Origin of the sequence: Microbacterium sp., from assembly GCF_047605725.1 — a bacterium.
Lineage (GTDB): Bacteria > Actinomycetota > Actinomycetes > Actinomycetales > Microbacteriaceae > Microbacterium.
Genome location: NZ_JASGFE010000001.1, coordinates 155,505 through 167,458, shown reverse-complemented (window position 1 = coordinate 167,458; position 11,954 = coordinate 155,505). Strand labels below are relative to the sequence as shown.

Sequence of the window (11,954 nt, the reverse complement as noted above, 5' to 3'; positions counted from 1 at the left end):
AGGTCGAGTCGAAGGAGCAGATCGCCGCGACCGCATCGATCTCGGCCGCCGACACCGAGATCGGCGAGCTCATCGCCGAGGCCATCGACAAGGTCGGCAAGGAGGGCGTGGTCACCGTCGAGGAGTCGCAGACCTTCGGCACCGAGCTCGAGCTCACCGAGGGCATGCGCTTCGACAAGGGCTACATCAACCCCTACTTCGTCACCGACCCGGAGCGTCAGGAGGCGGTGTTCGAGGACCCGTACATCCTCATCGCCAACCAGAAGATCTCGAACATCAAGGACCTGCTGCCGATCGTCGACAAGGTGATCCAGGAGGGCAAGGAGCTCGTCATCATCGCCGAGGACGTGGAGGGCGAGGCCCTCGCGACGCTGGTGCTGAACAAGATCCGCGGCATCTTCAAGTCGGTCGCCGTCAAGGCGCCCGGCTTCGGCGACCGCCGCAAGGCGCAGCTGCAGGACATCGCGATCCTCACCGGCGGCCAGGTCATCACAGAGGAGGTCGGCCTCAAGCTCGAGAACGCGACGCTGGACCTCCTGGGCCGTGCGCGCAAGGTCATCGTGACCAAGGACGAGACCACGATCGTCGAGGGTGCCGGCGACCACGCGCAGATCGAGGGCCGCGTGACCCAGATCCGTCGCGAGATCGACAACACCGACAGCGACTACGACCGCGAGAAGCTCCAGGAGCGCCTCGCCAAGCTCGCCGGCGGCGTGGCCGTCATCAAGGCGGGCGCGGCGACCGAGGTCGAGCTCAAGGAGCGCAAGCACCGCATCGAGGACGCCGTGCGCAATGCGAAGGCGGCCGTCGAAGAGGGCATCGTCCCCGGTGGTGGTGTCGCGCTCATCCAGGCCGGCAAGAAGGCCTTCGGCGGGCTCTCGCTCGTCGGTGACGAGGCGACCGGTGCGAACATCGTGAAGGTCGCCATTGAGGCCCCGCTCAAGCAGATCGCCCTGAACGCGGGACTGGAGCCCGGTGTCGTCGCCAACAAGGTGGCGGAGCTGGAGGCAGGTCACGGACTGAACGCGGCGACCGGCGAGTACGGCGACCTGTTCGCCCAGGGCATCATCGACCCGGCGAAGGTCACCCGCTCGGCGCTGCAGAACGCGGCATCCATCGCCGGCCTGTTCCTGACGACCGAGGCGGTCGTCGCGGACAAGCCCGAGAAGACCCCGGCCCCGGCCGGCGACCCCACCGGTGGCATGGACTTCTGATCCACCGCTCGTACGAAGGGCCCCTCCTCCGGGAGGGGCCCTTCGGCGTTCCCGCGCGCAGGCTCGGGCATCGGCATACCGCGCGTGGGACGTCATCGCGCGCACGACGTTCGGAGTGGACAGTGACGGTCACTGCGCAGGGTCGAACCAGCGCAGGCCGGGGAAGCGCGCGAAGCCTCGATCGCGGGTCGCGAGCCGGGCACCGTTCGCGAGGCACAGTGCGGCGATGTAGGCGTCGGGGACCAGATTGCCGCGGATGCCGGGATCCTCGACTGCGAGGCCGCCGAACTGCTTCCAGACCGGAGCGCCGTGCGTCAGCCACGTCGCGCGCGGGCTTTCGGCGAGTCGCTCGGTGAACTCCACGGCGCGTGCGATCGGGGCCGGTGCAGTGGTGATGCGGGAGTGCGTGACGATCCGGACGAATCCGCTCAGGATGACGTCGGCGAGGCCGATCGGTTCCGTCCCGATGGTGCGATTCAGCCATGCCGCGTATGCCTCGTGCTCCGGAGCGTCCGCACGGAACGCGTAGACGAGGACGTTGACGTCGGGGACGATCACGGTCAGGCGCCGCCGTCCAGGGCGTCCCAGAGGGCATCGCGATCGTCGATGTCGACGAGGAAGCGAGACGTCCCGGGATCGCCGAAGGTGGGGAGCGGCATGTGCGGTGATTCTGGTGTCTGACGGCGGAGACGGTCGCGGAGGGCTTCTTCGATGAAGCTGGTCAGCGTCCGGCCTTCGGCCGCGGCGCGCGCTTTCACCTCGCTGGCGAGAGCATCGGAGAGGTTGAGCGTCGTTCGCATGCATATCATCATACGATCCGGCGCAGATGTCTGACTATGCAGCATCACGGGACCCGCAACGAGACTCACGGCGGTCAACGCTATGACGGGGAGGCGACGTGCAGTCCGGCATCACGCGCGGCCGCGAGCTGTCGGCTTTCATACGAGATGAAGAGGTCTGCGCTGAGGCGGAGGGCGGTCGCGACATGCAGCGCATCCAGGGAACGGCGGGCATCGCCCGGGAGCAGTCCCGCCTCGACGAAGAGGGCGCGGTCCGCCAGGCCGAGTGAGAGCGCATCCAGCACAGTCGTCGCCTCGGCTTGAGTATGGCCATTGCGCTGAGCCATGCGGCGGAGCTCTGTCTCGAGCAGCACGCTCGACCAGACCGAGTCGCCGCCGTCCGAGGACTCCGCCAAGCAGGTCCGAAGCGCGAGGCTCTCTGCCTCCATCGTCATGAGTTTCGCTGCCGCGGATGCATCGAGGTAGACCTTCATCGATCGCCCCGGAGATCGTCAAGGATCGCGGCCGTGCTCAGGCCGTTCGGCGCCGGGCGGGGACGGAGCTGGCGCCAGCCGCCCGGGTTGCGCGCGGGGTACACGCGCAAGGGGGCTCCTCGGCCTGCGGCGGGATGAGGGTCGCGACGACGACGCCGTGGTTGGTGATGTGGATCGTCTCGCCGCGGCGGACCTCGTCGAGGATCCGGCTCGAGTTGTTGCGCAGCTCGCGATGCGGGATCGTGCGTGCCATGATCGCTCCCTCCGGTGAAGGTGTAGCAATCGCAGCAACGCCCCGCATCAGCGGAACAGGCCGGCCGCCGCCAGCTCGGTCTCCGCGTAGTGCTGGCCGGCCACGGCGAGCGCGCCGCTGATGTCGGTCAGCGCCGATTCGACCTCGTGCTGCGCGACCCGCCAGCGGTCGATGACCGACTGGAACGCGACGGCGGCACCGCCCGTCCAGCTGCCCTGCAGTTGGGTGAGCTGGGCCAGCATGGCTGCCGTCTCGCCCTGCAGTCGGTCGCCGGTGGCGCGGACGGCCGCGGTGGCGGCGAGGACGGCGTCGCTGTCGACGGAGTACATGACCATGGGAGGGCTCCTTCGCGGGTGTTCGTGCGGCCACGGTAGTCCGCGGCATCCGCGTGCGAAGGCCGATGCGGGCGATCCGTGGACAGCCGGGCGGAATCCGCGATCGGGGAGGGATCCTCGCGCAGGCTCAGAGCTCTGCGCCGCGCACGCGCGGCATGGGGCGCGTCTCGATGTGCAGGTGCTCGTCGGCATCCCGCTCCTGCGCCAGCGGGAACGCGACGCGGAACGTCGCGCCGCCCCCGGGCGTGTCGCCGACGTCGATCGAGCCGTGCAGCGCCTCGACGATGGATGCCACGATCGACAGGCCCAACCCGGAGCCGCCGGTCTCGCGCGTGCGCGACGTGTCGGCCCGCCAGAACCGTTGGAAGATCTGCTCGCGGATCTGCTCGGGGATCCCCTCGCCGTGGTCGATGACTGCGATCCACCCGGCGCCGGCCTCGCGGTCGACGCCGACGGCCAGCTCGATAGGCGAGTCGGGCGGACTGTAGCGGCGGGCGTTTCCGAGCAGGTTGGCCACGACCTGCCGGATGCGATTCTCGTCGCCGAGCACGATCGGCGAGGGCTGCTCCTCGGGCGCGGCCGCCGCGGCCGGCGGCGGGGCCGGCTCGTGACCCGCGGAGACGACCACGGGCCGCGGCCTGCGCCGCAGCAGCGACAGCCGTGCGGCCGCGAAGCCGGTCGTCGGGGTGGCGCGTCCGCGGCGGGCGGGCTCGGCCGCCGCGATGGTGCGCGGCACCGGCGCGGGTGCAGGGGAGCCGAACGCGTGCGGAAGGTCGACCACGGTCACGCTGCGCTCGGGCGCCGCCGCCCGCGCGTCGAGAGCGGCATCCGAGGCGATCAGACGCAGATCGACCGGGGCGACGGCGAGGCCGCGGCGTTCGTCGAGCCGGGCGAGGGCGAGGAGGTCCTCGACGAGTGCGCCCATCCGGGTCGCCTCCTTCTCGATGCGCGTCATCGCCTGGGCGGTCTGCTCCTCGCCGCTGATGGCGCCCATGCGGTACAGCTCGGCATAGCCGCGGACGGTCACGAGGGGAGTGCGCAACTCGTGGCTGGCGTCGCCGATGAAGCGGCGCATGTGCTGGACCGTGGTGTCGCGCTGGGCGATCGCGCCGTCGACGCGGTCGAGCATCGCGTTGATGGCCGACTTGAGCCTGCCGACCTCGGTGCCCGGGCTGATGTCGCTCATCCGCTGCCCGAAGTCGCCCGCGGCGATCGACATCGCCGTCTGCTCCACCTGTCCGAGCCCCCGGAAGGTGAGGGTGACGATGCCGCGCGTGGTCAGCGCTGCGGCCAGCACGGTCAGCAGCGCGAGGATCGTGTAGATGCCGATGTAGGTGCCGACGGTCTGGTTGACGGGGGCCAGCGGGAGCGCGACGAGCTGGGTGAGGAGGTCGCGCGCGCCGGGCACCTGCAGCGTGTCGACGCTGGCGCGGAACGTGGTGTCGCCTTCGGTCGCGTCGAGGGCGAAGGGCTCCACGCCGCGCGAGACGGTCGTCGCCAGCGGGAAGGTCTCCGGGAAGGCCGCCGTGGCACCGGCGCTGCCGCCGGCAGTGGCAAGCAGGTTTCCCGCCGCGTCGTACACGGCGACCTGGAACTGCGTCGGCGCGGCCGTCTGCTTGAGGCGGAACGACGGCACGCCGTCGTCGACCGAGACGTCCAGCAGCGAGCTGGTCACGTCGTTGGAGACCAGGGAGCGCAACTGATCGTCGAGGGCGGCCTCCTGGGCGTTGCGGAGGAAGACCATCGTGCCGACGCCCGCGGCGAACAGGCCGAGCGTGAGGACCGCGACGGTCACCCCGGTGACCTTGGCCCGCAGGCTGATGCTGCGCCACCACCGGGTGACCCGGTCGGACTTCTTCGCGCTCAGTGGGACGCCTCGTTACGCGCTCTTGCCGGCTTTGAGCATGTAGCCGAAGCCGCGTTTGGTCTGGATGAGGGGCTCGGTCGAATGCGGGTCGATCTTGCGGCGCAGGTAGGAGATGTAGCTCTCCACGATGCCGGCATCGCCGTTGAAGTCGTACTCCCACACATGGTCGAGGATCTGCGCTTTGCTGAGCACCCGGTTCGGGTTCAGCATGAGGTAGCGCAGCAGCTTGAACTCGGTGGGAGACAGGTCGATCGGCACGTCGCCGACGAGCACGTCGTGGGTGTCCTGGTCCATCGTGAGCTCGCCCGCGCGGATCGACGACTCCTCGTCGGCCTGCATCGTGCGGCGCAGGATCGCCTGGATCCGCGCGACGATCTCGTCGAGGCTGAAGGGCTTGGTGACGTAGTCGTCGCCGCCGGCGTTGAGCCCTTCGATCTTCGCGTCGGTCTCATCCTTGGCGGTCAGGAACAGGATCGGAGCGGTGTAGCCGGCACCGCGGAGCCGCTTGGTGACGCTGAAGCCGTTCATGTCGGGGAGCATGACGTCGAGGACGATCAGATCGGGCTCCTCCTCGAGGACGGCGGAGATCGTCTGCGCGCCGTTGGCGACGGCACGGACCTGGAAGCCTGCGAAACGGAGACTCGTGATGAGCAGGTCTCGGATGTTGGGCTCGTCGTCCACGACGAGGATGCGCGGTGCGGTCATGTGCTCATTATGGTGACCGAATCGATGCATGTGCTGGAAATCGGGCGGGATCGGACGGAATCGCGCCCTCCCGGCAGGGGAGGGAGTACGTTCTGGCATAGGCGAGAGAGGCGGGGCGCATGACGGATGCCGTCGACCCGGGGTCGACGCGCGCCGGTGCGCCGGCCGTCGTCCGCCTCGGCGACCACGCGTTCGACCTCTCGCGCCGCGTCGCCGTCATGGCGATCATCAATCGCACGCCCGACTCGTTCTACGACCGTGGCCGCACCGACTCGCTCGACGCGGCCGTGCGAGCGGGTGCCGCCGCGTTCGACGCGGGTGCCGACCTGGTCGACGTCGGCGGGGTGAAGTTCGCGCCCGGCCCGCCGGTGCCGGTCGAGGAGGAGATCGCCCGCGTCGTGCCGGTCGTGCGCGAGCTGGCACCGCTCGGCGCGGTGAGCGTGGACACCTTCCACCCCGAGGTCGCCCGCGCCGCGATCGATGCGGGGGCGAGCGTCGTCAACGACACCACAGGCATCCACGATCCGCGCATGGCCGACGTCGTCGCCGACAGCACCGCTGCGATCGTCGTCGCGCACAGCCTGGCCGCGCCCCGCACGCAGTTGCCGCTGCCGCACTACGACGATGTCGTGGCCGAGGTGGCCGTGTTCCTGCGGCAGCGCGTCGCGCTCGCGGAGGAACGCGGCATCCCGCGCGAGCGCATCGTCGTCGACCCCGGGCACGACCTCAACAAGAACACGCTGCAGACGCTCGAGCTGACCCGGCGCCTGGACGAGGTGACCGATCTCGGCCTGCCGCTCCTGGTCGCGCTCTCGAACAAGGACTTCGTCGGCGAGAGCATCGGCCGCGACCGCGACGACCGCCTCGCCGGGTCGCTCGCAGCGGCGGTCTACTGCGTGCTGCACGGGGCCCGCATCGTGCGCGTGCACAACGTGCGCGAGAGCATCGACGCCGTGCGGATGGTCGAGGCGATCCTGGGCTGGCGCGAGCCGGTGCTGCTGCGTCACAACCTCAGGCCGGAGGGGAACGACTGATGAGCGGGATGCCGGCTCGCGACGAGCTGCTCGCGGCCTACGCGCTGCCCGACCGCGACACGCCGCGGCTGCGGATGAACGTCGTCGCCAGCGCCGACGGCGCGGTCGCGCTGGAGGGCCGGAGCGGCGCGCTGGGGGGCGCGACCGACCGGCGGCTCATGCAGGTGCTCCGCGCCATGGCCGATGTGATCCTCGTCGGCGCCGGCACGGTGCGCGCCGAGGGGTACGGCGGCACACGGGTGTCCGAGGCGGACGCCGAGTGGCGCGTCGCGCGTGCACTGCCGCCGCAGCCGCGCCTCGCCGTCGTCTCGCGCGCGCTGGAGTTGGAGCCGCGGCATCCGTTCTTCGCCGAGGCGGTCGTCCGACCGGTCGTCGTGACCTGCGCGGCCGCGCCCGCCGGGCGCCGGGCGGTGCTGGCGGAGGTCGCGGACGTCCTCGTGTGCGGCGAGGAGACCGTCGACCTCGCGGCGGTGCGCGCCACGTTCGCGGATCGCGGCTGGACCCGGACGCTGTGCGAGGGCGGCCCGCACCTGTTCGGCACGCTCCTGGCCGCGGGGCTCGTCGACGAGGTGTGTCTGACGCTCGCACCGCGGTTCGTCGGGGGAGACGCGCAGCGCATCGTGCGGGGTGCGGCCGAGGCCGACCGTCGCTTCGCGCTCACCGGGGTGCTCGCCGACGACGAGGGCTTCGTGTTCCTCCGCTATGCGGCGCGCTGAGCGGATCCGGCGGTTCACACGTCCCGCTTACAGGGCCAAGTGCGCCTATCCGTGCCCTCCGGGCGTCATCGCGCCGATTCGCCCTGTAAGCGGAACAGAGAACTCGCTTGACCGGACGGCTCGGACCTGCCTCCAGCCCGGCACGGCGCTGTCCGGATGGTCGTGACCGTGCGCGACCGGCACGGCGCGGTCAGCCCGGCTTCCGCCATACCGAGACGTGCGAGGTGCTCTCGGAGTCGAACGGCGCGCGGTCCCAGTCCGCGTAGCGAGCCTCGAGCTCAAGCCCTGCGAGCTGGCCCATGAGGTCGAGCTCGGAGGGCCAGACGTACCGGTAGTTGTGAGGCGCATACCGGAAGGCGCCGTCTGCCCGGCGGAGGTAGTGGTGCGAGACGGCGCGCTGTGTCGATAGATCGAACGTGTCCAGGCCGACATGGTCCTCCGCGACTGCGAATGGGACCGCGGACTGTCCCGGTGGCAGTGAGCGCAGCGGCGGTACTCCCACCTCGACGACGAAGCGTCCTCCCGGCCTCAGGTGCTTCGCGGCGTTGCGGAAGCACTGCACCTGGGCCTGCTGGGTGTAGAGGTTGCCGATGGTGTTGAACACGAGATACACGAGCGTGAAGTCGCCGTCGACCTCGGTGGTCGCCATGTCGCCGATGACCACCGGGATGCCGGTCGTCTTGCGCCTGAGGACGTTCGCCATGGCTTCCGAGTATTCGATGCCCTGAACGGCGACGCCCTTGCCGCTGAGCGGGATCGCGATCCGGCCGGTGCCGATGGCGAACTCCAGTGCGGGTCCGGAACCGGCCAGTTCCGCCAGGAAGCTGCTCGTCCGCTCGATCACCGCCGGAGAGAACGGGCCGTCCGTCGCGTCGTCGTAGGTATCCGCCTGCACCTCGGTCCACAGGTCGCTCGGCACGTCTTCGTCGTCCATGCGGTCATCCTGGCATCCTTCCGGCATCATGACCCGCAGTGATGTGTAGAGTCCTGTGTAAGGAGGCGCACATGGCGACGAACCTGGGGATCGACCCGGTCCTCCTGGACCGCGCACTCAAGGCCGGTGGCGAGCGCACGAAGAAGGCGACTGTCACGGTGGCGCTCGAGGAGTACATCGCGCGACGAGAGCAGGCGAAGATCGTGGCGCACTTCGGTTCCTTCGACTGGGACGAGGGCTACGACTACAAGGCCGACCGCGCCGCTCGTGAACGCCGGAGCGGGGCCGCGAGCTGATGCCGCTGCTCGTGGACACGAGCGTGTGGTCGCTCGCCTACCGGCGTGATGCCCTGCCCGATGTGCCCGAGGTTCGCGCTCTGCGCGAAGCGCTCGGCGGCGGCGATGCCGTCGTGACCACCGGAATCATTCTGCTCGAACTACTGCGTGGCTTCGTGCCCGAGCGCGCGCAGCAGACGATCTGCGCAGACCTCGGCGTGCTGGAGTCCGTCGAACCGCGCTGGGCGGACTACGAGGCGGCGGCAGAGCTGCGCAACGCCTGTCGCAGGCACGGTGTCCATCTCGGCGCGGTCGACTCGCTTCTCGCGCAACTCGCGATCGCGCATGAGTTGACGCTGCTCACGACCGACCGCGACTTCGTCCACGCCGCCGCGTGTATCCCGCTGCGGGTCTGGATGCCAGGACAGTAGTGCAGTCGGGTTAGCGTCGAGGCATGACGAAGACTCCTCTTCCTCCTCCCGTGTGGGCGGCGGCGACCGCCGCGGCGCAGCTCGTGATCGTGAGGCGGCGGCGGGCCACCACGGCATCGGCGACCGCTGCCAGCCTCTTGGCCGGCGCGGCCGGAGCCGTCGCGTTCGCCGCGGTCTCGGAGTTCGCGCACGCTCGCACGACGATCGACCCCGAGCATCCGGACCGGGCTTCGGCGCTCGTCACCGGCGGTCCGTTCCGGTTCACGCGCAACCCGATGTACGTCGCGCTGACCGGCCTGCTCGTCGCCCATGCCGTCTACCGGCGCTCGTGGTGGGCGCTTCTCCCCGCCGTCGGGTTCGTCGCGGTCATCGACCGGATGCAGATCCCCAGCGAGGAGGCGGCGCTTCGCGCGCGCTTCGGGCGGCGCTACGACCGGTACCGCTCGCGCGTGCCGCGGTGGCTGGGGTAGGGCGGATGATCGACGAGCCGCGGACCGCCGAGGAGCTCATGCGTTCCCGGTTCGAGGCGTTCCGGCGGGCGGATGCCGCCTGGTTGCTGCGCACGTGGCATCCGTCGACCCGGCCCGCAGACCTCGATCTGACGGACAACCCGCGCTGGCGCGGACTGCAGATCGTCGCCACCGAGCGCGGCGGGGTCGCCGATGCCTCCGGCGTCGTGGAGTTCCGCGCGACGTTCCTCGCCGACGGCGGCGGCGTCGGCATCCTGCACGAACGCTCCCGCTTCGTGCGCGAGGACGGACGCTGGTTCTATCTGGACGGCGATATCGCGCCATCCGAGGGGAGCAGGTGACGGATGCCGCTGGAGTTCCGCGTCTCACCGGCCGTCGATGACGAGCGGCTGTCCGACCTGCACCGCCGCGCGTTCGGTTCCGGCTCGGCGGCGTCGACGCCGTGGTCGGTGCGCCTGCACCGGCACAGCCTGCTGTGGGTCACCGCCGAGGACGAGTCGGGGCTGGTGGGCTTCGTGAACGTCGTCGGCGACGGCGGCGTCCACGCGTTCCTCCTCGACACGGTCGTCTCTCCCGATCGCCAGGGCGAGGGGATCGGTCAGAGGCTCGTCGACGTTGCGGCCGCCGAGGCTCGCGCGCACGGCTGCGAGTGGTTGCACGTGGACTTCGAGGCGCCTCTCGCGGGCTTCTACCTGGAGGGATGCGGATTCCGTCCGACGGTTGCGGGACTGCTCCGGCTTCTCTGACCGCCTGCGATTCGGGCGGGCTTCGATTCGTTATCGTCTTGTGATCTTTTCGCGCACTCGCGGGCTCGTACGGAAATACGAATGTCGGTGGTTGGTGAGATGCTTCAGCTATGGAGTTCTTCACGGAGATGGCGCGAGAGGTCGACGACCTGCGGGCGCTGCTCGGCGACCGCGTGTCGGTCGACGAGTTCGGTCGTGTCGTGAACGGGCTCGACGACGACGGCGTCGTCGCGGTGCTGGCGCAGACCACGGCCATCTGCCGGCTGGCGGAGACTCTGCGGATCGTCGCCTCAGGGGTCGCTGGGGCGAGGTCGACGCGCGAGCACGGACACGGAGGGCTCACGCAGAAGCGGGGGCATCGCAACGTGGTCTCGCTGGTGCAGGAGATCACGGGTGGTTCTCGCGCCGATGCGGCCAAGACGGTGCGGTTGGGGGAGTCGCTGCTGGAAGCGGCCGCGCCGCGAGAGCCCGATGACGATCGTCTGCTCGGCGAGGAGGTGGCCGCGGCCGTCCGCGCGCCGTGGCACACGCCGTTGTCGGAGGCACAGCTGGTGGGGACGATCTCCGCGACGCAGCATGACGTGATCCGGCGCGGACTGGGGGAGCCCCCGACCGCGAACCCGGCTGACATCGTGTGCGCGTGCGGAGCGGGGCGCGCGACGATCGACGACCCCTGCGAGCGGTGCACGACGGCGGCGAACCGCGCCGCCGAAGAGGCGTGGTCGACGGCGGCGGCAGAGCTCATCGCGGAGGCTGCGCATCGGACGGTGGAGGAACTGGGCGTCGCGGCGCGGACGGTGCGCGATCTGCTCGATCCCGAGGGCGCCGAGCGGCGATTCACCGAGCAGTTCGAGCGCCGGTCGTTCCGCGTGTGGACCGACCGCGACGGTGTGCGCCGTGGCTCGTTCGTCTTCGACCCGCACGGCGGATCGTGGGTGATCGCGTTGATCCAGGCGGCGATGCGTCCCCGCCGAGGCGGTCCTCGGTTCGTCGATCCCGACGAGAAGGCTCGCGCGCAGGAGCTGACCGACGACCCCAGGACGAACGACCAGCTCGTGTACGACCTGATCATCGACACCCTCCGCGCCGGTTCTCTCGCCGATGCGGCGAGCGTGTTCGGGACCAAGCAGGCGGGCGTGCGGGTGATCGCCACCGCCGACACGATCGAGAAGGCCGGAGCCGGTGTCGCGACAGCCGCGGTCGTGGAGGACGACCTGACGACGGTGCCCGGGTGGGTGGCTCTCATGCAGGCGTGCGACACCGGAACCACGGAGTTCACGGTCGACCGCGACGGGAACCCGCTGTATCTGGGCAGGGAGGCACGACTGTTCAGCGCACGGCAGAAGGTCACGCTTGCAGCACGGGATGGAGGATGCCGGTGGCCGAGGTGCGACCGGCCCGCGTCGTACTGCGAGTCCCATCACATCGACCACGTCAGCGAAGGCGGAGCAACCGATGTCGACCGGGGAATTCTCCTCTGCCGGTTTCATCATATGGTGCTGCACAACGGCGGGTGGCGCATCACTCGGGAGGGACTCGGCGAGTTCGTGCTGCATCCCCCGCCCGGCACGGGTCGCCCCATCGTCATGAAACCGAGACTGGCGCTCGCCTACGCATGGGCCGATCTGGATCCGCCGCCGCGCCGGTTCAGGCCTGGTTCGGTCGGTGCCGCCGCATGAACGGCCCGATGTGCGCTGCCCG

At 70.2% G+C, this 11,954-nt stretch carries 17 protein-coding genes; 9 read left to right on the top strand and 8 right to left on the bottom strand.

The genetic code is table 11. The features are described 5' to 3' along the window. Positions 1 to 1,214, top strand: a 1,214-nt coding sequence (groL, locus tag QM641_RS00780) for a chaperonin GroEL (protein WP_415112448.1), incomplete at its 5' end; no start/stop codon positions are given. A 129-nt stretch (positions 1,215 to 1,343) separates the two neighbouring features. Here groL and QM641_RS00775 read toward each other — a convergent pair. The 7 genes from QM641_RS00775 to QM641_RS00745 all read right to left on the bottom strand — a co-directional run bounded on the left by QM641_RS00775 (position 1,344) and on the right by QM641_RS00745 (position 5,647). Then, entirely contained in the window at positions 1,344 to 1,772 is a 429-nt protein-coding gene (locus QM641_RS00775; protein ID WP_415112446.1) for a TA system VapC family ribonuclease toxin, read from the bottom strand. 2 nt (positions 1,773 to 1,774) lie between these two features. After that, positions 1,775 to 2,014 (bottom strand): ribbon-helix-helix protein, CopG family, encoded by a 240-nt coding sequence (locus QM641_RS00770; RefSeq protein ID WP_415112444.1) that lies wholly within the window; start codon positions 2,012 to 2,014, stop codon positions 1,775 to 1,777. Positions 2,015 to 2,094: 80 nt separating this feature from the next. Next, entirely contained in the window at positions 2,095 to 2,487 is a 393-nt protein-coding gene (locus QM641_RS00765) for a type II toxin-antitoxin system VapC family toxin (RefSeq protein ID WP_415112441.1), read from the bottom strand. Positions 2,488 to 2,524: 37 nt separating this feature from the next. Continuing rightward, positions 2,525 to 2,740: a type II toxin-antitoxin system Phd/YefM family antitoxin gene (locus QM641_RS00760; RefSeq protein ID WP_415112439.1), complete on the bottom strand. Its 216-nt coding sequence runs from the start codon at positions 2,738 to 2,740 to the stop codon at positions 2,525 to 2,527. A 47-nt stretch (positions 2,741 to 2,787) separates the two neighbouring features. Continuing rightward, positions 2,788 to 3,075 (bottom strand): WXG100 family type VII secretion target, encoded by a 288-nt coding sequence (locus tag QM641_RS00755; RefSeq protein ID WP_415112437.1) that lies wholly within the window; start codon positions 3,073 to 3,075, stop codon positions 2,788 to 2,790. Positions 3,076 to 3,202: 127 nt separating this feature from the next. Next, on the bottom strand, positions 3,203 to 4,870 hold the full coding sequence (locus QM641_RS00750) for a sensor histidine kinase (RefSeq protein WP_415112435.1): 1,668 nt from the start codon (positions 4,868 to 4,870) through the stop codon (positions 3,203 to 3,205). Positions 4,871 to 4,954: 84 nt separating this feature from the next. After that, on the bottom strand, positions 4,955 to 5,647 hold the full coding sequence (locus QM641_RS00745; protein ID WP_415112433.1) for a response regulator transcription factor: 693 nt from the start codon (positions 5,645 to 5,647) through the stop codon (positions 4,955 to 4,957). Positions 5,648 to 5,766: 119 nt separating this feature from the next. On the opposite strand from QM641_RS00745, the gene folP reads away from it, so the two are divergent. Next, on the top strand, positions 5,767 to 6,681 hold the full coding sequence (folP, locus tag QM641_RS00740) for a dihydropteroate synthase (RefSeq protein WP_415112431.1): 915 nt from the start codon (positions 5,767 to 5,769) through the stop codon (positions 6,679 to 6,681). Beyond that, positions 6,681 to 7,397, top strand: a complete 717-nt coding sequence (locus QM641_RS00735) for a pyrimidine reductase family protein (RefSeq protein WP_415112429.1) — start codon at positions 6,681 to 6,683, stop codon at positions 7,395 to 7,397. The genes folP and QM641_RS00735 overlap by 1 nt, the downstream gene beginning before the upstream one ends. Before the next feature lie 190 nt (positions 7,398 to 7,587). Here the strand turns inward: QM641_RS00735 and QM641_RS00730 are convergent, their stop codons facing one another. Next, a complete protein-coding gene (locus QM641_RS00730; RefSeq protein ID WP_415112427.1) occupies positions 7,588 to 8,331 on the bottom strand; it encodes a class I SAM-dependent DNA methyltransferase in 744 nt (247 codons plus the stop codon). A gap of 71 nt (positions 8,332 to 8,402) precedes the next feature. On the opposite strand from QM641_RS00730, the gene QM641_RS00725 reads away from it, so the two are divergent. The 6 genes from QM641_RS00725 (at position 8,403) to QM641_RS00700 (ending at position 11,932) form a co-directional block, all read left to right on the top strand. After that, positions 8,403 to 8,627: a type II toxin-antitoxin system VapB family antitoxin gene (locus QM641_RS00725; RefSeq protein WP_415112425.1), complete on the top strand. Its 225-nt coding sequence runs from the start codon at positions 8,403 to 8,405 to the stop codon at positions 8,625 to 8,627. Further along, positions 8,627 to 9,037, top strand: a complete 411-nt coding sequence (locus QM641_RS00720) for a PIN domain-containing protein (protein ID WP_415112423.1) — start codon at positions 8,627 to 8,629, stop codon at positions 9,035 to 9,037. The genes QM641_RS00725 and QM641_RS00720 overlap by 1 nt, the downstream gene beginning before the upstream one ends. Positions 9,038 to 9,060: 23 nt before the next feature. Beyond that, the gene (locus QM641_RS00715; RefSeq protein ID WP_415112421.1) at positions 9,061 to 9,507 is read left to right on the top strand and encodes a methyltransferase family protein; all 447 of its coding nucleotides are present in this window, start codon (positions 9,061 to 9,063) and stop codon (positions 9,505 to 9,507) included. A 5-nt stretch (positions 9,508 to 9,512) separates the two neighbouring features. Further along, positions 9,513 to 9,848, top strand: a complete 336-nt coding sequence (locus QM641_RS00710) for a YchJ family protein (protein ID WP_415112419.1) — start codon at positions 9,513 to 9,515, stop codon at positions 9,846 to 9,848. A gap of 3 nt (positions 9,849 to 9,851) precedes the next feature. After that, the gene (locus tag QM641_RS00705) at positions 9,852 to 10,253 is read left to right on the top strand and encodes a GNAT family N-acetyltransferase (protein ID WP_415112417.1); all 402 of its coding nucleotides are present in this window, start codon (positions 9,852 to 9,854) and stop codon (positions 10,251 to 10,253) included. Positions 10,254 to 10,363: 110 nt separating this feature from the next. Next, a complete protein-coding gene (locus tag QM641_RS00700; protein ID WP_415112415.1) occupies positions 10,364 to 11,932 on the top strand; it encodes an HNH endonuclease signature motif containing protein in 1,569 nt (522 codons plus the stop codon). Positions 11,933 to 11,954 lie beyond the last annotated feature (22 nt).

Coding starts and splice junctions, on each gene's coding strand:
- QM641_RS00700 (WP_415112415.1), top strand. CDS start 10,364: ATGGAGTTCTTCACGGAGATGGCGCGAGAGGTCGACGACCTGCGGGCG.
- QM641_RS00720 (WP_415112423.1), top strand. CDS start 8,627: ATGCCGCTGCTCGTGGACACGAGCGTGTGGTCGCTCGCCTACCGGCGT.
- folP (WP_415112431.1), top strand. CDS start 5,767: ATGACGGATGCCGTCGACCCGGGGTCGACGCGCGCCGGTGCGCCGGCC.
- QM641_RS00760 (WP_415112439.1), bottom strand. CDS start 2,740: ATGGCACGCACGATCCCGCATCGCGAGCTGCGCAACAACTCGAGCCGG.
- QM641_RS00730 (WP_415112427.1), bottom strand. CDS start 8,331: ATGGACGACGAAGACGTGCCGAGCGACCTGTGGACCGAGGTGCAGGCG.
- QM641_RS00715 (WP_415112421.1), top strand. CDS start 9,061: ATGACGAAGACTCCTCTTCCTCCTCCCGTGTGGGCGGCGGCGACCGCC.
- QM641_RS00710 (WP_415112419.1), top strand. CDS start 9,513: ATGATCGACGAGCCGCGGACCGCCGAGGAGCTCATGCGTTCCCGGTTC.
- QM641_RS00705 (WP_415112417.1), top strand. CDS start 9,852: ATGCCGCTGGAGTTCCGCGTCTCACCGGCCGTCGATGACGAGCGGCTG.
- QM641_RS00735 (WP_415112429.1), top strand. CDS start 6,681: ATGAGCGGGATGCCGGCTCGCGACGAGCTGCTCGCGGCCTACGCGCTG.
- QM641_RS00770 (WP_415112444.1), bottom strand. CDS start 2,014: ATGCGAACGACGCTCAACCTCTCCGATGCTCTCGCCAGCGAGGTGAAA.
- QM641_RS00745 (WP_415112433.1), bottom strand. CDS start 5,647: ATGACCGCACCGCGCATCCTCGTCGTGGACGACGAGCCCAACATCCGA.
- QM641_RS00755 (WP_415112437.1), bottom strand. CDS start 3,075: ATGGTCATGTACTCCGTCGACAGCGACGCCGTCCTCGCCGCCACCGCG.
- QM641_RS00765 (WP_415112441.1), bottom strand. CDS start 2,487: ATGAAGGTCTACCTCGATGCATCCGCGGCAGCGAAACTCATGACGATG.
- QM641_RS00725 (WP_415112425.1), top strand. CDS start 8,403: ATGGCGACGAACCTGGGGATCGACCCGGTCCTCCTGGACCGCGCACTC.